This is a genomic window from Rhodococcus sp. 5A-K4, assembly GCF_046097995.1.
GTDB lineage: Bacteria > Actinomycetota > Actinomycetes > Mycobacteriales > Mycobacteriaceae > Rhodococcus_F > Rhodococcus_F erythropolis.
The window spans coordinates 123,992-141,703 of sequence record NZ_JBJURM010000007.1; the positions used below are offsets into that span (position 1 = coordinate 123,992).

The 17,712-nt window shown below is 62.9% G+C and carries 18 protein-coding genes; 5 read left to right on the forward strand and 13 right to left on the reverse strand.

The genetic code is table 11. The annotated features are described in order from the left end of the window. Positions 1-19: 19 nt before the first annotated feature. Together ACKAMS_RS11895 and ACKAMS_RS11900 are read left to right on the forward strand one after the other, a co-directional pair. Positions 20-796 carry a DUF998 domain-containing protein gene (locus tag ACKAMS_RS11895; RefSeq protein WP_256064280.1) on the forward strand — a complete coding sequence of 259 codons (777 nt, stop codon included), beginning with the start codon at positions 20-22 and terminating at the stop codon, positions 794-796. A gap of 55 nt (positions 797-851) precedes the next feature. Further along, entirely contained in the window at positions 852-1,748 is an 897-nt protein-coding gene (locus tag ACKAMS_RS11900; protein ID WP_019749037.1) for a universal stress protein, read from the forward strand. A 147-nt stretch (positions 1,749-1,895) separates the two neighbouring features. On the opposite strand, the gene ACKAMS_RS11905 is transcribed toward ACKAMS_RS11900, so the two are convergent. From ACKAMS_RS11905 to ACKAMS_RS11930, 6 genes are all read right to left on the reverse strand, one after another. After that, positions 1,896-2,945, reverse strand: a complete 1,050-nt coding sequence (locus tag ACKAMS_RS11905; RefSeq protein WP_408989073.1) for a sulfate/molybdate ABC transporter ATP-binding protein — start codon at positions 2,943-2,945, stop codon at positions 1,896-1,898. Next, a complete protein-coding gene (gene cysW / locus ACKAMS_RS11910) occupies positions 2,942-3,748 on the reverse strand; it encodes a sulfate ABC transporter permease subunit CysW (RefSeq protein ID WP_003944503.1) in 807 nt (268 codons plus the stop codon). Before cysW ends, ACKAMS_RS11905 begins: the two co-directional genes overlap by 4 nt. Continuing rightward, the gene (gene cysT, locus ACKAMS_RS11915; protein ID WP_003944556.1) at positions 3,745-4,593 is read right to left on the reverse strand and encodes a sulfate ABC transporter permease subunit CysT; all 849 of its coding nucleotides are present in this window, start codon (positions 4,591-4,593) and stop codon (positions 3,745-3,747) included. The genes cysW and cysT overlap by 4 nt, the downstream gene beginning before the upstream one ends. A gap of 7 nt (positions 4,594-4,600) precedes the next feature. Beyond that, a complete protein-coding gene (locus ACKAMS_RS11920; RefSeq protein WP_003944569.1) occupies positions 4,601-5,632 on the reverse strand; it encodes a sulfate ABC transporter substrate-binding protein in 1,032 nt (343 codons plus the stop codon). A gap of 196 nt (positions 5,633-5,828) precedes the next feature. After that, a complete protein-coding gene (locus tag ACKAMS_RS11925) occupies positions 5,829-5,918 on the reverse strand; it encodes an Ms4533A family Cys-rich leader peptide (RefSeq protein WP_309599318.1) in 90 nt (29 codons plus the stop codon). A 123-nt stretch (positions 5,919-6,041) separates the two neighbouring features. Then, the gene (locus tag ACKAMS_RS11930) at positions 6,042-6,248 is read right to left on the reverse strand and encodes a hypothetical protein (protein WP_003944489.1); all 207 of its coding nucleotides are present in this window, start codon (positions 6,246-6,248) and stop codon (positions 6,042-6,044) included. A gap of 82 nt (positions 6,249-6,330) precedes the next feature. On the opposite strand from ACKAMS_RS11930, the gene ACKAMS_RS11935 reads away from it, so the two are divergent. After that, the gene (locus tag ACKAMS_RS11935; RefSeq protein WP_003944557.1) at positions 6,331-8,289 is read left to right on the forward strand and encodes a glycoside hydrolase family 15 protein; all 1,959 of its coding nucleotides are present in this window, start codon (positions 6,331-6,333) and stop codon (positions 8,287-8,289) included. Positions 8,290-8,346: 57 nt separating this feature from the next. Here the strand turns inward: ACKAMS_RS11935 and ACKAMS_RS11940 are convergent, their stop codons facing one another. The 3 genes from ACKAMS_RS11940 to lepA all read right to left on the reverse strand — a co-directional run bounded on the left by ACKAMS_RS11940 (position 8,347) and on the right by lepA (position 12,236). Next, positions 8,347-9,327, reverse strand: coding sequence for an ABC transporter substrate-binding protein (locus ACKAMS_RS11940; RefSeq protein WP_256064402.1), 981 nt, complete (start codon positions 9,325-9,327; stop codon positions 8,347-8,349). 80 nt (positions 9,328-9,407) lie between these two features. Then, positions 9,408-10,337, reverse strand: coding sequence for a nitronate monooxygenase family protein (locus ACKAMS_RS11945; protein ID WP_029255656.1), 930 nt, complete (start codon positions 10,335-10,337; stop codon positions 9,408-9,410). Between the two features lie 6 nt (positions 10,338-10,343). Next, entirely contained in the window at positions 10,344-12,236 is a 1,893-nt protein-coding gene (gene lepA / locus ACKAMS_RS11950; RefSeq protein ID WP_003944564.1) for a translation elongation factor 4, read from the reverse strand. Between the two features lie 72 nt (positions 12,237-12,308). Between lepA and ACKAMS_RS11955 the strand changes: the two genes are divergently transcribed. Then, positions 12,309-12,842: a type II toxin-antitoxin system PemK/MazF family toxin gene (locus ACKAMS_RS11955; RefSeq protein WP_161120668.1), complete on the forward strand. Its 534-nt coding sequence runs from the start codon at positions 12,309-12,311 to the stop codon at positions 12,840-12,842. A 30-nt stretch (positions 12,843-12,872) separates the two neighbouring features. On the opposite strand, the gene ACKAMS_RS11960 is transcribed toward ACKAMS_RS11955, so the two are convergent. The 4 genes from ACKAMS_RS11960 to ACKAMS_RS11975 are packed head-to-tail and all read right to left on the reverse strand — an operon-like array spanning position 12,873 to position 17,195. Continuing rightward, on the reverse strand, positions 12,873-13,646 hold the full coding sequence (locus ACKAMS_RS11960; protein WP_019749045.1) for an aquaporin: 774 nt from the start codon (positions 13,644-13,646) through the stop codon (positions 12,873-12,875). 59 nt (positions 13,647-13,705) lie between these two features. Continuing rightward, the gene (locus ACKAMS_RS11965; protein WP_007731033.1) at positions 13,706-14,536 is read right to left on the reverse strand and encodes a transglutaminase family protein; all 831 of its coding nucleotides are present in this window, start codon (positions 14,534-14,536) and stop codon (positions 13,706-13,708) included. Between the two features lie 8 nt (positions 14,537-14,544). Next, a complete protein-coding gene (locus tag ACKAMS_RS11970; RefSeq protein WP_019749046.1) occupies positions 14,545-15,516 on the reverse strand; it encodes an alpha-E domain-containing protein in 972 nt (323 codons plus the stop codon). Positions 15,517-15,572: 56 nt separating this feature from the next. Next, complete coding sequence (locus tag ACKAMS_RS11975) at positions 15,573-17,195, reverse strand: circularly permuted type 2 ATP-grasp protein (protein ID WP_019749047.1); 1,623 nt, start codon at positions 17,193-17,195, stop codon at positions 15,573-15,575. 197 nt (positions 17,196-17,392) lie between these two features. On the opposite strand from ACKAMS_RS11975, the gene rpsT reads away from it, so the two are divergent. Continuing rightward, entirely contained in the window at positions 17,393-17,653 is a 261-nt protein-coding gene (gene rpsT / locus ACKAMS_RS11980; RefSeq protein ID WP_003944567.1) for a 30S ribosomal protein S20, read from the forward strand. Positions 17,654-17,712: the final 59 nt, after the last annotated feature.

Consider the following 17,712-nt stretch of genomic DNA (forward strand, 5'->3'; position numbering starts at 1 on the left):
CTGCGAAACAGATCTTTGGGTGCAATCCCCTCAGAGCGCCGCGAGAGGGAACACCATCACTCACAATCTTCGCCTCGGCACAGCCGGCACCGCCTGGGTCCTGTCGGTGCTCTACCTGCTTGTCGAGATCTTCACGGCCGGAGCCTGGAAGACGCCGTACAGCTTCGCGCGTGACTCCATCAGTTCGCTGGGCGTGACGACATGCAGCGTGGATTCGTGTTCGCCGATGCACGACGTCATGAACGCGGCCTTCATGATCCTCGGTGCGCTCACCATCCTCGGTGCAGCCTTGCTGCACAAGTACATTCCGGACGGTCGTGCGAAAAAGTGGATTCTCGGCCTTGCCGTCGTCGTTGCACTGAGCACCGCGGCTACCGGCCTCTTCCCGGCCAACGACGGGACCTTCGTTCACTGGACCGCAGTACTTCCCGGCTTCGTCGCCCGTCATGCCGTTCTCGTACTCATGGCAATTCAATTTTGGAAGCACAGCAAATGGATCGCAGTATGGTCGGGACTGTGCGCGGCCACCGGAATCGTCGGCGCCGTACTGCTTCTCGGACGAACCCTCACTTTCGGCTTGGGTGAACGCTTGACGCTGTACCCGCTGCCGATGTGGATGGCAGTCACCGGCGTCGCAGCCCTGCTCGCGTTGATGCGCCGAACCGTGTTGAAGAACGTGGAATTGACACTGCCCGGTAACGGATTCATCACCGCTCTGTCGTCGTTGCGCCCGCGTCGGACTCGCGCAGCAGTGCCTACCGACGTTCTCGCACCGCGGGAGCTGACGAGTTTGTAGCGAACCCGGGGTGACCAGGGACACACTGGTAGGGAGGCGACGCGAGGAGACTTCCATGACCAGTGCATCTGTTCGACACGGAATCGTGGCCGGCATCGACGGCTCGGCAAGCGCGGTCAACGCCGCGAGGTGGGCAGCATCGGCTGCAAAGAGATTCGACGAACCATTGCGACTGACCCACGTTCTGCCGGGACAACCCGAGTCAGGTGGCGGTACCAACGTCACCGACGAAGAGATGTTCGACCACCACCTTCGCGTCGAGGGTGCAAAGTTACTCGACGAGGCCGAGGACGCCATTCGCGACGATCACACCGACGTCACCGTCGAACGCGGCCTCGTGACCGGCACTCCCGCAACCACACTCGTCGAACTTTCGAAATCCGCTCGCATCGTTGCACTTGGTCAGGCCGGTACCAGCGAAATGCAATCGGTGTTTCTCGGTTCCGACACCATTCGAGTGGTCAACCGGGCGCACTGCCCCGTGGCGGTGTTCCGCGGTACCGGCGAGCACGCGGTAGCCGACACCAGGCCCATCGTCGTCGGCGTCGACGGAAGCAAGCTCAGCGAACTCGCCGTCGCGCATGCTTTCGAGTTTGCCGCGTTCCTCGGCGCTCCCTTGGTTGCGGTCCACACCTGGAACGAGCACGCCTCGCTCGGCGGATACTCCGAAGCCAGGCGCTTCGTCGACTGGGGACCGTACGAACAGCATGAGCATGCTCTGCTGTCCGAGTGCCTCGCCGGCTGGACGGAGAAGTACCCGGATGTCGAAGTCACCCGGAGTGTCCAGCGCAGCGGACCGATGAAGGCACTGCTCGAGCACTCGGCGGAAGCGCAACTCGTAGTCGTCGGTAGCCACGGCCGCAGCCCGTTCATGGCGTCGATAGTCGGATCGACCAGTCAGAGCCTCATCCACCACGCCCAATGCCCGGTCCTCGTCTGCCGAGAGGGCTGAACTCGTCTGCCGAGAGGGCTGAGCTCGTCTCGCTGTTGCCCGACCCCCACCTCTGAGCGAACGGCACTTTCGGCGCCATCAGGAGGCCGAAAGTGCCGTTCGCTCAAACAGGAGTGGGGGTGAAACAGGTCAAACAGGGCAAGCAGGTCATACCTGGCCGACGACGCTCACCGTCACCGGCTCCTGCTCCGGCGTCACCACCGGAGTCTCCGGCAGATCCGGCACCCGGGTAGCCCGGGCGTAGACCGTCTCCCCCGCCTCGAGGCGCAGAGCTGCACTGTCACCGCGGGTGACCTGAGCCGAGAACAACTCACCGGTTGCCTCGTTGCGCAGGTCGACTCGAACCTCGAAGCCGAGATACACGACGCGCTCGACGGTTGCGCGTGTGACGCCGAGGGACTCGGCCGTTCCGGACTCCTGAGCGAGAGCCATGCTCGGATCGCGGCCGAGACGGATGTCGTGCGGACGGACCAACTGCCCGTTGAGCTTCGCGACGGATCCGAGGAAGGACATCACGAAGTCGTTGGACGGGCGGTCGTACAGGTCAGCAGGTTCACCGATCTGCTCGATCCGCCCCTTGTTCAGCACCGCGATGCGGTCGGCGACGTCGAGAGCCTCTTCCTGGTCGTGTGTGACCAGGACGGTGGTGACGTGCACCTCGTCATGCAGGCGACGCAACCACGTGCGCAGGTCGGCACGGACCTTTGCGTCGAGGGCGCCGAAGGGCTCGTCGAGCAGGAGCACCTGCGGATCCACCGCCAGAGCGCGCGCCAACGCCATGCGCTGGCGTTGACCACCGGACAGCTGCGCGGGGTACCGATGCTGAAAGCCGTCGAGGCCGACGATCTCGAGAAGTTCGTTGACCTTCTTCTCGATCTCCGGCTTCGGGCGCTTGCGGATCTTGAGCCCGAACGCCACGTTGTCTCGCACCGTCATGTGCTTGAACGCTGCGTAGTGCTGGAACACGAAACCGATGTCACGCTTCTGCGGCGAGACGCCGGTGACGTCCTTGCCTGCGATGGTGATGGTTCCCGAATCGAGCTCTTCGAGCCCTGCGATCGAACGCAGCAACGTCGACTTTCCCGAGCCACTTGGCCCGAGCAATGCCGTCAACGAACCCGAGGGAATGTTGACCGTCACGTCGTCGAGCGCCGCGAAGTCACCGTAGTTCTTGCGGGCCCCGGTCACTGTGATCATGTGGTGCTCCTCTTACGGTCCAGCAGCGTCATCAGCAACAGGACAATGATGGCGATGCCCATCAGCAGCGTTGCCGCCGAATACGCACCAAAAGTGTTGTGGTCGTCGATGTATCGCGAATGCACCAGCAATGTCAGTGTCTGGGATACCCCCGGGAAGCCGGAAGAGACCATGATGACTGCGCCGAATTCACCGAGCGAACGCGCCACCGTCAACACGATTCCGTACGTCAAGCCCCAACGGATCGCGGGCAAGGTGATCCGCCAGAACGTCTGCCAGCCCGAGGCACCGAGCGTCGCGGCTGCTTGTTCCTGCTCGTCGCCGATCTCGTGAAGTACGGGTTCAACTTCCCGGACGACGAAGGGCAGCGTCACGAAAATCGTCGCGATCACCATGCCTGGCAAGCCGAAGATGACCTTGAACCCCAACGATTCGATGCCGCCGAACCAACCGTTGGCACCCCACAGAAGAATCAACGACACACCGACGACGACGGGCGAGACTGCGAAGGGCAGGTCGACCACCGACTGCAGTACGCCCCGCCCAGGGAAACGCCCACGCACGAGTGCCAGAGCCGTGACAACACCGAACACCACGTTGATCGGGACCACGATCGCCACGATGATCAGCGAAAGATTCAGCGCGGAGATCGCTGCCGGTGTCGTGATCGATTCGAGGAACGGGCCGATTCCGTTCTCGAACGTTCGCGTCAGGATCACACCGATCGGCACGACCAACAACACGAACAGGTAGACGAGAGCGATGGTCCGCAGACCGATCTTCGATCCTCTGGACACGTTCATCGGGAACTCTCCTCACGTCGCTGTCCCCGCGAGGCGAAGATTCGCAGGACGAACAGCGTCACGAATGCGATGGCCAGCAACGCTACCGAGACGGCAGCGGCGTTGGTCGGACGATCGATCTCGATCTGCTGCTGAATGTACTGCGACGTCATCTGTGTCACGCGTGGGATGTTGCCGCCGATCAGAACGACCGAGCCGTATTCACCGATCGCTCGGGCGAATGCGAGCCCCGCGCCGGAGATGACGGCAGGCGCCAGCGTCGGAAGAACGACGGAACGAAAGATCGTCCAGTTGGAAGCCCCCAACGATGCAGCGGCTTCCTCGACTTCGCGGTCGACCTCCATCAGCACCGGCTGCACCGAGCGAACCACGAACGGCAAGGTCACGAAGGCCAATGCCACGATCAGTCCGGGCTGGGTTGCATTGAGGTGGATGTCGATCGGTGACTGCGGGCCGTAGAGAGACAGCAGCACGATCGACGCCACGATGGTGGGTAGCGCGAACGGCAGATCGATCATCGAGTTGACGATGCGCTTGCCCGGGAAGTCGTCCCGGACCAGCACCCACGCGATGATCGTGCCCATCACGACGTTGATCAATGCCACGATCACCGAGACCAACAACGTCACGCGCAACGACGCCAAGGCGACGGGTGCGGTGATGGCGTCCCAGAATCCGGAGATCCCCTCGTCGAACGCGGTGGCGGTCAACGCGGCGAGCGGAAGCAGAACGATCACGGAGAGCCACAGGGTGGCCACTCCGATTCCGAGCGGCCCCACACTCCCCGTGACCCGCGCGAGTTTTCGCCGACGAGCCACGGGGGTGGGGTCAATAGTGTCAGTCACGTCAGACTTACTTGGTCGCGTTGTCGTAGATCACTGCGATCGAACCGGTGTCCTTGGTGAACAGAGCGCTGTCCACGGCCTTCCAGCCGCCGAGGTCTGCGATGGTCCACAGCTTGGTCGGCTCGGGGAACTTGTCGGTGAACTTGGCAGCGACGGCGGGATCAACGGGACGGAATCCTGCTTCGGCCCAGAGCGTCTGACCCTCGGTCGTGTACAGGTAGTCCTTGAACGCGGTCGCCTTGTCGAGGACCTTGCTGTTCGAGATCACGGCAACCGGGTTCTCGATCTTGAAGGTCGTGGGCGGGGTGACGTGCTCGACCGGGTCGCCGTTGCCTTCGATGAACAGTGCCTCGTTCTCGTAGCTGATCAGAACGTCACCGCTGCCCTGCAGGAAGGCTTCCGAAGCCTCGCGTCCCGACTTGGGCTGGATCTTGACGTGATCGTTGACCAAGGCGGTGACGTAGTCGAGACCCGCCTGCGGGTTCTTGCCACCGTCGCTCTTGGCGGCGTACGGCGCCAAGAGGTTCCACTTGGCCGAGCCGGAGCTGAACGGGTTCGGCGTGACGACCTCGAGGCCGGGCTGAAGCAGGTCGTCCCAGTCCTTGATGCCCTTCGGGTTCCCCGGACGCGTCACGATGGTGACTACCGATCCGAACGGAATTCCGTTGTAGGCGTCCTGGTTCCAGTTCTGATCTACCAGACCGGCATCGACCAGGCGGGTGATGTCGGGCTCGACGGAGAAGTTGACGAAGTCTGCCTCGGCGCCGTCCTTCACCTTGCGCGACTGGTCGCCCGAGGCGCCGTACGAAGGATTGAAGTTGACGTTCTTGCCCTCGTCTGTCGCCTGGAAGGCTGCGGTGAGCTTGTCGAAGCCGGGCTTCGGCACGGCGTAGGCGAACAGGTTGATCGTGCCGGCGCTACCGTCGCTGGCGGCGCTGTCACCACCCACGGTGTCGCTCGAGCCACCACTGCACGCTGTGAGTACCACGGCCCCCATGGTCGCGATAGCAGTGAGAAGTGTGCGGGAACGGCGTTTCATTGCAGATACCTTCCTGAAAGGACTGACAAACGAGGGTTGGTCAAACGACAAGTCCGAGACCTCTGGGGCTGATTCCATCGGGATGTTCAGACATGGAGAGCCGACGGGCAATGAGCCCTGAATCGGGGGCGCGAGTTACGCGCAGAGAAGTTCGAGTGGGGTGCGCAGCACCACCGGAGAGGTCGAACTCAGGAAATCAACAACAGGCGACGTCAGCGACGTCGAGCATGCCGACAGCAATCAACGCCAACTGGTGGCGGATTACGGGAGCTGTTGCTTCGGACACGCGGTGGACTTTAGCAGAGCACCGGCGCCCGCTCTAATCGGGAGAACTAACGGGTGAGAAGCCACGCGACGATCACGAGGAGAATCAGGGCTATCAGGGCGAGAGTGACCCGTGAGCGGGGCATCAGCTTTCCTCTACTTCTCGAGAATTCCTACGCAACCAGCCGAAGAGCGGCAGAGCGAGAACGGCGGCCAACGCGCGATCCAGACCGATGGCCACCAGGCGGCACAGCGGAACGACGACGATCAGGACCAACGCGACCTGCGGGATGAACGGGAGCCCCGCCATCCACAGCTCGAAGCTGTCCCACCAATCCGCTATCCGATCCACGCCAACACCCTATCCTTCGGACGATACGGTCCCGACAGCGTGTGGATTGGACGTGTGTCGATTCTGGCCGGATGATGGCCGAATGAGTGCTGACGACGAAGTGGTGCAGACTATTCCTCCCGCCTCCACGGGTCACCATCGAAGCAACTTTCCCCCTATCGACGACTACGCGTTTCTTTCCGATTGCGAAACCTCGTGCCTGATTGCCCGCAACGGATCCGTCGAGTGGATGTGCGTTCCCCGCCCGGACTCCCCCAGCGTGTTCGGTGCCATCCTCGACCGCAGCGCAGGCCATTTCCGCATCGGCCCGTACGGCCAGAACGTCCCGGCCGCCCGACGCTATCTGCCGGGTGGACTCATTCTCGAGACCACCTGGCAGACCGAGACCGGCTGGCTCGTCGTACGCGACGCCCTGGTTCTCGGTCCCTGGCACAACGTCGACAAGCGATCGAACACCCACAAGCGCACACCCACAGACTGGGATGCCGAACACACCCTTCTCCGTACGGTCAAATGCGTCAGCGGCACCGTTGAACTCGAGATGAGCTGCGAGCCCGCGTTCGACTATCACCGCGGCACGGCGAATTGGGAGTACACCGGAAAGGTCTACGAGGAAGCAACGGCAACGTGTCGCTCCGCCAAGCCCGGAGACCACCCAACTCTGCGCTTGACCACCGACCTACGACTGGGCCTGGAAGGTCGTGAGGCTCGGGCCCGGACGCGACTGGTCGAAGGCGACAACGTGTACGTCGCGCTCTCGTGGTCGGATCTTCCCGCGCCGCAGACGTTCGACGAGGCCGCCGACAAGATGTGGCAGACGTCCAAGTCGTGGCGCGAGTGGGTGACGATCGGCAAGTTCCCCGATCACCCGTGGCGCGGATACCTGCAGCGCAGTGCGCTCACACTCAAGGGGCTCACCTACGCGCCGACCGGAGCCTTGCTCGCGGCATCGACGACCTCGCTTCCGGAAACACCAGGCGGAGAACGTAACTGGGACTATCGCTACGCGTGGGTTCGCGATTCCACCTTCGCACTGTGGGGTCTCTACACGCTCGGGTTGGACCGTGAGGCCAACGACTTCTTCAACTTCATCTACGACGTGTCGAGTTCGGACAACGGTCAGCCGCATCCCTTGCAGGTGATGTACGGCATCGGCGGCGAGCGCACACTCGAGGAATCCGAACTCAACCATCTCTCCGGATACGACGGTGCCCGTCCGGTGCGCATCGGCAACGGCGCATTCGATCAACAGCAGCACGACATCTGGGGCACCATGCTCGACTCGGTGTACCTCCACATCCGCACCCGCGAGCGTGTCCCCGAAGCGCTGTGGCCGCTACTCAAGAAGCAGGTCGAGGAAGCGATCAAGCACTGGCGCCAACCCGACCGTGGGATCTGGGAAGTGCGCGGCGAACCACAGCACTTCACGTCGTCGAAGATCATGTGCTGGGTCGCACTCGATCGCGGCGCCAAGCTGGCGGAGATGCAGGGCGAGAAGAGCTTTGCGCAGCAATGGACGGCCATCGCGGACGAGATCAAGGCCGACATCCTCGCGCACGGCGTCGACTCGCGCGGAGTTCTGACACAACGGTACGGCCACGATTCACTCGACGCGTCGCTCTTGTTGGCACCGCTGCTGCGCTTCCTGCCGGCCGACGATCCGCGCATCCGGGCGACGGTGCTGGCGATCGCCGACGAGCTCACCGAGGAGGGGCTGGTCCTGCGCTATCGCGTCGACACCACCGACGACGGATTGAGCGGAGAGGAGGGCACGTTCACCATCTGTTCCTTCTGGCTCGTCTCCGCCCTCGTCGAGATCGGCGAACTGGATCGGGCAAAGCATCTCTGCGAGCGCCTGCTCGGGTTCGCGAGCCCGCTCAAGCTGTACGCCGAAGAGATCGACGCCCACACCGGTCGCCATCTGGGTAACTTCCCGCAGGCGTTCACACACCTGGCGCTGATCAACGCCGTGGTCCACGTGATCCGCGCCGAGGAAGCTGCCGAAGCCGGAGCTTTCCAGCCCGCGCACAACGCGACCTAGACCCCCTGCTGTGCGCCTTTATTAACCGCCCGCGGTTAATAAAGGCGCACAGCAGTGCTAGCCGGCCACCGCTTCGAGCTGCGGCGTGATCGATTCGAGCGAGTACTTCAGCGACAGCGAAGACGGAGTGTTCAACCCGGCGACAGTCGGATAGTCGACGATCGCCAGACCGCCACTCTTGACTGCGGGTAGGTCGGCGAACCCCGGCAGCGTCATCATGTCTTCCAGCGTTCCGCCGTTCGGCAGTAACACCACGACGTCGGCGCTCAGAGCGTCGACCCGTTCAGGGCTGAGCATCAGCCGGCCACCGGTAACGCCCGCCTCTTCGACGAGCTTGGGCGGCAACGACATTCCCAGGCTAGTGAACAATCCCGATGCGCCGTCCTTGGGATCGGCGACGATCACCAACTGCGACGTCGGGAAGACGTACTGCGACAGAAGCGCCGTCTTGCCCTTCAGGCCTGGCAGCCGCTGCGCGAGCGCATCGATCTGCCCGCTTGTCGCCTCGACGATCTCGTCGGCGCGCGACTCCTTGTCGAGAACTCGACCGAGAATCTCGACCTGGTCCTGCCACGGATCGACCTGGACGTCGGACAGACCGGCAATTGTCGGAGCGATCTTGCTCAACTGGTCGAAATCGTCTTGATCGGCGACGGAGAACCCGCCGAGAATCAGATCGGGATCCAATGCTGCAATTTCTTCTGCTTTGAGCGGGACACCGAACTGCTGGATCGCCGAGCGATCAAGTTCCTTCGCCGACGCGTCCACGCCGCTCTCCCACGGGAACAGGCCACGCTCGTCGCCCATCGGGCCGGCAGCCAGGTACCCCACCGGCTGGATTCCGAGTTCGAGCAGAGCGTCGAGCCACTGGGTGTCGGCCGCGACGATACGCGTCGGCGTCCCGGTGATCGTGGTGGCGCCGAACTTGTGATCGATCGTGGTGACCCGACCGTCCGCGATCTCGTCGGCGTCCGAGGACGAACATCCACTGATACCTACGACCAGTGCTCCCAAGAGAGCCACCGCCGAGAACTTCATCGCACGCACGAAAATACTCCTCCACTAGTTAGTAGAGGCTTACCTTCTCATATGGGACCCGGCTGTGTCCGACCTTGCTTTCAGGCGAAACGAGAGAGCAGACGCTCCGCATCCGCGCCGATGCGTCGAACCACATCGCCGGCCGGATGGGTTCCGTGCACGAGTCCGACAGCTTCTCCGGCATAGACGACTCCGCTGTGCGGATCCGACGGGTCGTACGCCTGTGCCAGCGTTTCCTCGTCGGCGTCGACTCCGTGCCACGCGGCAGTGAACTCGTTGGCCACCGCGCGGCCACCCCACCGCTGCGGCCACGGTTGACTGCGCGCTCGGTCGAATACCGAGGTGTAAATCGTGTCCGCACTTCCGGCTTCGACGACGCGGTCGCGGGCATAGTCCGGCCCGACCGTCTCCGGGCTGGCGAGCAGCGCCGTTCCGATCATCACGCCTTCGCCACCGGCTGCCAGGACGGCGGCCAAACCGCGTCCGGTTCCGATTCCGCCGGCTGCCAGCACCGGAAGTGATGTCGCTTCGAGGATCTCTTGCAGCAGCGGCAAGGTGCCGATTCGGCCCGTGTGGCCGCCTGCCTCACCGCCTTGCGCGATCACAGCGTCGACACCTGCGGCCTCGACAATGCGAAGGTCCGCGAGCGTATTGATCTGTGACACAACGGGAATGCCCGCATCGTGGATTCGTCCGACATACGCGGCGGGATCACCGAACGACAAGGTGATCATGGTCGGCTCGACGGCAATCGCGGCGTCGAGCATCAACTCGTTCTCGGGCAGCGACCACGTCATCAGGCCGACGCCGAATTTTCCGCCGATCGAGCGGGCCACTTCGGCTTCGGCCTCGATCCACTCCGGTGTGTTGTACCGGGCCGCACCGAGCAGACCCAACCCACCGGCCGCCGAAACAGCTCCGGCGAGCGCGCCGCCCGCGCGACCACCCATGGGCGCCCCGAGAACTGGGATTTCGATTCCGAACTCTCGGGACAACCAGGTGGTGACCATGCGCTCCTACTTCTTGGGCTTCTCGCCGACCGATTCCGACGTCAGGGCCGCCACGAATGCTTCCTGCGGCACCTCGACGCGACCAATGGTCTTCATGCGCTTCTTGCCTTCCTTCTGCTTCTCGAGCAGCTTGCGCTTACGGCTGATGTCGCCGCCGTAGCACTTGGCAAGAACGTCCTTGCGGATTGCGCGAATGTTCTCGCGCGAGATGATCTTCGCGCCGATCGCAGCCTGAATCGGAACCTCGAACTGCTGGCGCGGAATCAGCTCACGAAGCTTCGACGTCATGCGTCCGCCGTAGGCACCGGCGTTGGAGCGGTGCACGATCGAGGAGAACGCGTCGACGGCCTCGCCCTGCAGAAGGATGTCGACCTTCACCAGGTCGGCCTGCTGCTCACCGGCCTCCTCGTAATCGAGGCTGGCGTATCCCTTGGTGCGGGACTTGAGGGCGTCGAAGAAGTCGAACATGATCTCGCCCATGGGCAGTTCGTAGCGCAGTTCGACGCGAGTCTCGGAGAGGTAGTCCATGCCGCCGAGCTCACCGCGACGGGACTGGCACAGCTCCATGATGGCGCCGACGTACTCGCTCGGGGCAATGACGGTGCACTTGGCGACCGGCTCGTAGACCTCGCGCACCTTGCCTTCCGGCCAGTACGACGGGTTGGTGACGATGACCTCGGCCCCGTCCTCCATCACGACGCGGTAGACGACGTTGGGCGCAGTGGAAATCAGTTCGAGGCCGAACTCACGTTCGAGGCGGTCGCGGGTGATCTCCATGTGCAGCAGGCCGAGGAAGCCGCAGCGGAAGCCGAATCCGAGGGCAACCGACGTCTCCGGCTCGTACGCCAGGGCGGCGTCGTTGAGACGGAGCTTGTCGAGAGCGTCGCGCAGCACCGGGTAGTCCGAGCCGTCCATCGGGTAGAGACCGGAATAGACCATCGGCTTTGGATCGCGGTAGCCGACCAGCGGTTCGGTCGCGCCGTTGCGGGTTGTGGTGACGGTGTCACCGACGCGCGACTGGCGGACGTCCTTCACACCCGTGATGAGGTAGCCCACCTCGCCGACGCCCAGACCGATACTGGCCTTCGGCTCGGGCGAGATGATGCCGACCTCGAGCAGTTCGTGTGTGGTGCCCGTGGACATCATCGTGATCTTCTCGCGGGGACGGATCCGACCGTCGACCACACGCACGTAGGTGACCACGCCGCGGTACGCGTCGTAAACGGAGTCGAAGATCATCGCGCGGGCGGGGCCGTCTGCATCGCCGACGGGTGCAGGTACCTGCTTGATCACCTCGTCGAGCAGTTCCTTGACGCCCATGCCGGTCTTGCCCGAGACGCGCAGGACATCGCCTGGCTCGCAGCCGGTGATGTGCGCAATCTCTTCGGCATAGCGGTCGGGATCCGCGGCCGGGAGGTCGATCTTGTTGAGGACGGGAATGATCTTGAGATCCTTCTCCATCGCCAGGTACAGATTGGCCAGCGTCTGAGCTTCGATGCCCTGAGCTGCGTCGACCAGCAGAATTGCACCCTCACATGCTTCGAGCGCGCGGGAGACCTCGTACGTGAAGTCGACGTGGCCGGGTGTGTCGATGAGGTGGAGGACGAATTCTTCGCCGTCGACGGTCCAGGGCAGACGAACGTTCTGGGCCTTGATGGTGATGCCGCGTTCACGCTCGATGTCCATGCGGTCCAGGTACTGCGCACGCATCGCCCGCTCTTCGACCACGCCGGTGAGCTGAAGCATGCGATCTGCCAGCGTCGACTTACCGTGGTCGATGTGCGCGATGATGCAGAAGTTCCGGATCTGCGCAGGATCCGTGAACGTCTTGTCGGCGAAGCTGCTGATGGGAGACCCCTTAGTCGGACCGGCACCGGCCCGGATCCGGGCCACTGTCAACCCTCAGGATATCCAAGTCTCGGCGCCGCCGTACCAGGGGTTCCCACGGGTGGGTGATTATGCTCGAACGCTATGGCAAGCATGTGGAAGCAGATCGGCAGAACCCTCGGCGCCCTCGCGGTGGAGAAGGGCCCTGCGTTGCTGCGCCAGTTGCAGTCGTCCACGTCTCAGTCGTCTGCCTCGAAGCCGGGTCCGACCGGCCGCCCGATCGCCGCGCGAACGTCTCCGACCGCACATCGCGCCCGCAAGGTCGAGTACTCCCCCGACCTCGACGGCAAGGCCGATCCGGGCGAGATCGTCTGGACCTGGGTTGCCTACGAGGAGGATCCGACCCAGGGCAAAGACCGCCCGGTGCTGGTTGTCGGCCGCGACGGCAACACGCTGCTCGGTTTGATGCTGTCCTCGCAGAGCAAACGCGAAGGCGAGCGTGATTGGCTCGCAATCGGTTCGGGCCCGTGGGACGGCGAGGGAAGGCCCAGCTGGGTCCGGCTCGACCGGGTGCTCGACGTTCCCGAGAGCGGGATTCGGCGCGAGGGCGCCGTCATGGATCACAAGAAGTTCGACGCCGTCGCGGCAAAACTTCGGGCCGACTTCAGCTGGAGCTGAAGCCGACCCGAACGATGGAAACAGTATCGATCAGCTGTCCAGACGGTTGAACCGTCCGAAGAGTGCTCGATAGATGAGTGCACCGAGCGCACCGCCGATCAGCGGGAACACGATGAACAACCACACCTGACCGAGTGCACCGTCCTGGAACGGCGCGACAGCGAGACTTCGAGCGGGGTTGACGGAGGTGTTGTCGATCGGGATCGAGATCAGGTGAATGACGGCCAGGGTGAAGCCGATGGACACCCCGGCGAGCGGCACGTCGGAGATCTGGTCGGTCGACGCGAGAACGACGAACACGAGCAGAGCGGTCAGGAGAATCTCGATGATCATCGCGGCACCGATGCCGTAACCGTCGGAAACCACCTGTCCGAGAAGATTCTTCTCGGCTGACGGACTGTGTGCGCCCCAACCGTTTGCGCCGAGTCCGTCTGCGGCCCGGTTGTACGCCGGGAGACTGTTGGCCACCGTGTAGATCACGACGCCGGCGACCAAGCCGCCGATCACTTGCGCGACAACGTAAATCGCCGCATTGACGGCCGAGATGCGCCCGATCACGAATTGGCCGAGAGTCACGGCTGGGTTGACGTGGCAACCGGAAATCGGTCCGATCGCATATACGAGGAACAGCAGGGTCAAGCCGAATGCGAAGGCAACTCCGAGATTGCCGACTTTCGCACCTGCGAAGACGGCAGTTCCGACCGCGGAGAACACGAGCACAAATGTCCCCACCGCTTCGGCCGCATACTTCTTCACATCCGAGATCGGTTCGATCTCAGTCAATTCCTGTGCAGTTGGAGACATATTCCCACCTTCTTCTCATCGAACGGTAGTAATGCTCACGCGCCTAGATTTGCCGGACTTTACGCAAGCCTGGTGATCTCCACAACAACTTCGAGATCTGTGGAGCGTCCACCGGAAAAGATTCCCTTCAAAGGCGGCACATCCGAATAGTCCCTTCCTATTCCGACCGAGACATGCTGTTCATTCACAGCTATCGCATTGGTCGGGTCATATCCCCACCACGCGCCGGTCCACGCTTCGATCCACGCGTGCGATTCCCCGACCACCGTGTCCCCGACTGCCGCATCACGTTTGGGGTGGAGATAGCCGGAAACGTACCGACAGGGAATGCCCATCGTTCGAAGCAACACCAAGGTCAGATGTGCATAATCCTGGCAGACGCCTTTCCTGGCCGACCAGGCCTCGACCGCCGACGTATGCACTCCGGTCGTACCCGGAACATATGACATTTCACCGTAAACCCATTGCGACGCAGCCACTACTGCATCTTCAGGTGATTTATCTTTGCGCAATTCCTTGGCAATTGTCGCCAGCTTACGATCACGCGGAACATATCTCGTGAAACTCAGTTGTTCGTTGAATCGATCTTTAATCGCGTTTCCCGACAATTCATCCCAGTCGACGGTTTCCTCGGGCTGAACAAACGGTTCCGTCTCCACCACCGACAGTCCGGTCACTTCCAGCTCCGTGTGCGGGGCGTGCAAGTCGAAGGCGGTCACCGCGGTGCCCCAGTAATCGGTGTACCTATAGGAACGCGTTGCCGGCTGGGTTTCGACGCGCGTGAGGATCACCGTCTGCCTGGTGTCGCCGCGGGGTGTCAATCGCGCTTCGTTGTACGACGACGTCACCGGGGCGTCGTACGCATATCCCGTGGTGTGCACGACCCTCATTCGCCAGCTCACAGCTCTCCCTCCACCGTCGACTCCGCATACGCGGCGCCGGCATCCGTCCACGCGACCCACGGCGCAGCGTGGAAGTACTGCAATGCAATCGCCTCACCCAGTTCGCGACAGGTCTCCTGCCAACCGAGCAACCGTCCTTGCAGATCTTCGAGCAACACGCCCTGCGGCAGAAACTCCAGTTCGCTGCGTGCGCGGCCGAGAAGCCGCGGCGCCTCCGCCCGGATTCCGACGCGGCTGCCCGGCTGCGGGTCGAGTTCCTGCAGGCACTTCTCGGCCTGCCTGATCGAATGGAACACCGAGCGCGGAAAGAGTCTGTCCAACAAGATGAACTCGACGACGCGGTTGGCGTCGAGCGCTCCGCGATACGTACGCAGATACGTGTCATGTGCGCCCGCCGAGCGAAGAACACTGACCCACGCCGGCGACGACGGGCGGTCACCGGCGCGCGCCAGGAGCATCCGCACAATCATGTCGACACGTTCGATCGACCTGCCCAGCAGAAGGAACCGGTAACCGTCGTCGCGGCTGAGTGTGGAATCCGCCAGCCCCGCGAACATCGCTGCGCGTTCCTCCACATAACGGAAGAACTCGTGTGGCCCCAGCCTGCGTGACGCGCGTTCACGCTCCGCCAGTCCGTTGTACGTGGTGTTCAGGCACTCCCACATCTCACTCGACGTGACCTCACGTGCTCCGCGAGCATTCTCACGGGCACTTGCCAGCGAGTCCACGATCGATCCAACCTGATTGCGGCTGAACGCAACCAGGTCGGTGAGCGAGCGCACGTCGAGCTTCTCCTCCGGCGCTTCGATGCCGAGGACACGCAGGAGCAGACGCGACGTGCGGTCCGGGTCGACGGTTGCGTCGTCGAGCAGTTGGTGGACGGCGACGTCGAGGATCCGAGCGGTGTCGTCGGCGCGCTCGACGTAGCGGCCGATCCAGTAGAGGGACTCTGCGTTGCGAGCAAGCATCGGTCACCACGCTCCGTTCGCTGATAGTTCTTGGTAGCTGGGCACTTCTGAGGTGTTCACTGTTGTTGCTGCTGCTGTTGAGAGGTGCTCAGTTCGGGTCCCTGCACCGGCTCCGCGGATTCCGGGGGCTCGGACACCAGTTCCTCACCGGACAGCTCTGGGTCCTCGTCCGAGCTGCGGCTGGCGAGCACCCATGTGTCCTTGCTTCCGCCGCCCTGGCTCGAGTTGACCACCAGCGAACCTTCCGGAAGTGCCACCCGGGTCAGGCCGCCGGGCAACACCCACACGTCCTCACCGTCGTTGACGGCAAAGGGTCGCAAGTCCACGTGGCGCGGCGAGAGAACGTCGTCGATCTTGGTCGGCACCGTGGACAACTGCACGAGAGGCTGCGCGATCCACCCGCGCGGGTCTGCCTTGATCTTGCGGGTGATCGCGGCCAGTTCCTTGGGACTCGCGTCCGGTCCGAAGACGATTCCGTAGCCGCCGGACCCTTCCACCGGCTTGATGACGAGTTCGGCGACGCGGTCGAGGACTTGCTCGCACTCCTCGTCCAACCAACAGCGGAACGTGTCGACGTTCTGCAAGAGCGGCTTCTCACCGAGGTAGTAGTCGATGATCTGCGGAACATAGGTATAGACGAGTTTGTCGTCACCGACTCCGTTGCCGACGGCACTCGAGATCACCACGTTGCCCGCTCGCGCCGCATTCAGTAGGCCTGCGACGCCGAGAATCGAATCCGGACGGAAGTGCATCGGGTCGAGATACTCGTCGTCGATGCGGCGATAGATGACGTCGACCTGACGCTCGCCTTCCGTCGTGCGCATGTACACCATGTTGTCGCGGCAGAACAGGTCGCGACCTTCGACGAGTTCCACACCCATCTGACGAGCGAGCAATGAATGCTCGAAATAGGCGGAATTGGCGATACCCGGTGTGAGAACAACCACTGTCGGGTCCGCTTCGTTGAGTGCAGCACCCGCACGCAGCGCCCTCAGCAGGTGTGTTGCGTAATCACCTACCGCCCGCACCTTGTGGGACATGAACAGATCCGGGAACACCCGAGTCATGGTGCGACGGTTTTCCATCACATAGGAGACACCGGACGGAGATCGCAGATTGTCCTCGAGAACTCGGAACTCTCCCGCCTCGTCTCGGACCAGGTCGATACCCGCGACGTGGATTCGCACACCGTTTGGCGGCACGATGCCGGCTGCTTCACGGTGGAAGTGCTCGCACGAGGTCACCAGGCGGCGCGGCAACACGTGATCGCGCAGGATTCGCTGCTCGCCGTAAATGTCCGCAAGGAACAACTCGAGCGCCTTCACCCGCTGCTTGATGCCCTTTTCCAGCCGCGACCACTCCTGCGCGGCGATGACGCGCGGCACCAGATCCAACGGAAACGGTCGCTCCTGCCCGGACAGCGAGAACGTCACGCCCTGGTCGATGAATGCGCGTCCGAGTGCGTCGGCACGCGCGGCAAGGTCGGCGCTGCTCGTCGGCGCCAGGGCTTTGTACACACCCTTGTACGGGGCACGCACCGAGCCGTCGGGCTCGAACATCTCGTCGAAAGCCAACTCGTAGCGACCGATGTCTGAATATCCGTCGAACACTGCGGCTGGACGCGCTCGGGTGGTGGTCGAACCTGTTTTACTCGAACTTTTCGAAGGCGGCGGCGTCATAGGGCAACATGCTGCTACAAGTGGGGCTATTCGGCAGCGCGGCGAGAAATCGGGCGCTCGGTGTACTCTTCTCGACAGACGCAACGTGCGACGGTTTGGGTTCTTGGGCCCTCGGCTGGTAATCTTGCCAGTCGGTGCATCAGTGCGCCCACAGCTTTCTCGACCGTAACCAGCTAAAGACGACAAGGATTTTACGCGTGGCCAACATCAAGTCCCAGGTGAAGCGAATCCGTACCAACGAGGCGGCCCGACTCCGTAACCAGTCGGTGAAGTCCTCGCTGCGTACCGCGATCCGTTCATTCCGCGAGGCTGCGGCAGCCGGTGACAAGGACAAGGCCAACGAGCTCCTCGTCTCCACCAGCCGCAAGCTCGACAAGGCAGCCAGCAAGGGCGTCATTCACGCCAACCAGGCTGCCAACAAGAAGTCTGCACTCTCGCAGGCTGCCAACAAGCTCTGACGTTTCCACTGTGACGGTTCGCCGTCATACTGGTTCGTCTCGATAGCCGCCAGGTCGAA

What these genes read in the sequence shown, in the direction of transcription:
- ACKAMS_RS11970 (WP_019749046.1), bottom strand. Translation starts at nt 15,516, where the DNA reads ATGCTTGCTCGCAACGCAGAGTCCCTCTACTGGATCGGCCGCTACGTC.
- ACKAMS_RS11975 (WP_019749047.1), bottom strand. Translation starts at nt 17,195, where the DNA reads ATGACGCCGCCGCCTTCGAAAAGTTCGAGTAAAACAGGTTCGACCACC.
- ACKAMS_RS11960 (WP_019749045.1), bottom strand. Translation starts at nt 13,646, where the DNA reads ATGTCTCCAACTGCACAGGAATTGACTGAGATCGAACCGATCTCGGAT.
- ACKAMS_RS11940 (WP_256064402.1), bottom strand. Translation starts at nt 9,327, where the DNA reads ATGAAGTTCTCGGCGGTGGCTCTCTTGGGAGCACTGGTCGTAGGTATC.
- ACKAMS_RS11955 (WP_161120668.1), top strand. Translation starts at nt 12,309, where the DNA reads ATGGCAAGCATGTGGAAGCAGATCGGCAGAACCCTCGGCGCCCTCGCG.
- ACKAMS_RS11965 (WP_007731033.1), bottom strand. Translation starts at nt 14,536, where the DNA reads ATGAGGGTCGTGCACACCACGGGATATGCGTACGACGCCCCGGTGACG.
- ACKAMS_RS11935 (WP_003944557.1), top strand. Translation starts at nt 6,331, where the DNA reads ATGAGTGCTGACGACGAAGTGGTGCAGACTATTCCTCCCGCCTCCACG.
- ACKAMS_RS11945 (WP_029255656.1), bottom strand. Translation starts at nt 10,337, where the DNA reads ATGGTCACCACCTGGTTGTCCCGAGAGTTCGGAATCGAAATCCCAGTT.
- ACKAMS_RS11920 (WP_003944569.1), bottom strand. Translation starts at nt 5,632, where the DNA reads ATGAAACGCCGTTCCCGCACACTTCTCACTGCTATCGCGACCATGGGG.
- ACKAMS_RS11905 (WP_408989073.1), bottom strand. Translation starts at nt 2,945, where the DNA reads ATGATCACAGTGACCGGGGCCCGCAAGAACTACGGTGACTTCGCGGCG.
- ACKAMS_RS11900 (WP_019749037.1), top strand. Translation starts at nt 852, where the DNA reads ATGACCAGTGCATCTGTTCGACACGGAATCGTGGCCGGCATCGACGGC.
- cysW (WP_003944503.1), bottom strand. Translation starts at nt 3,748, where the DNA reads ATGAACGTGTCCAGAGGATCGAAGATCGGTCTGCGGACCATCGCTCTC.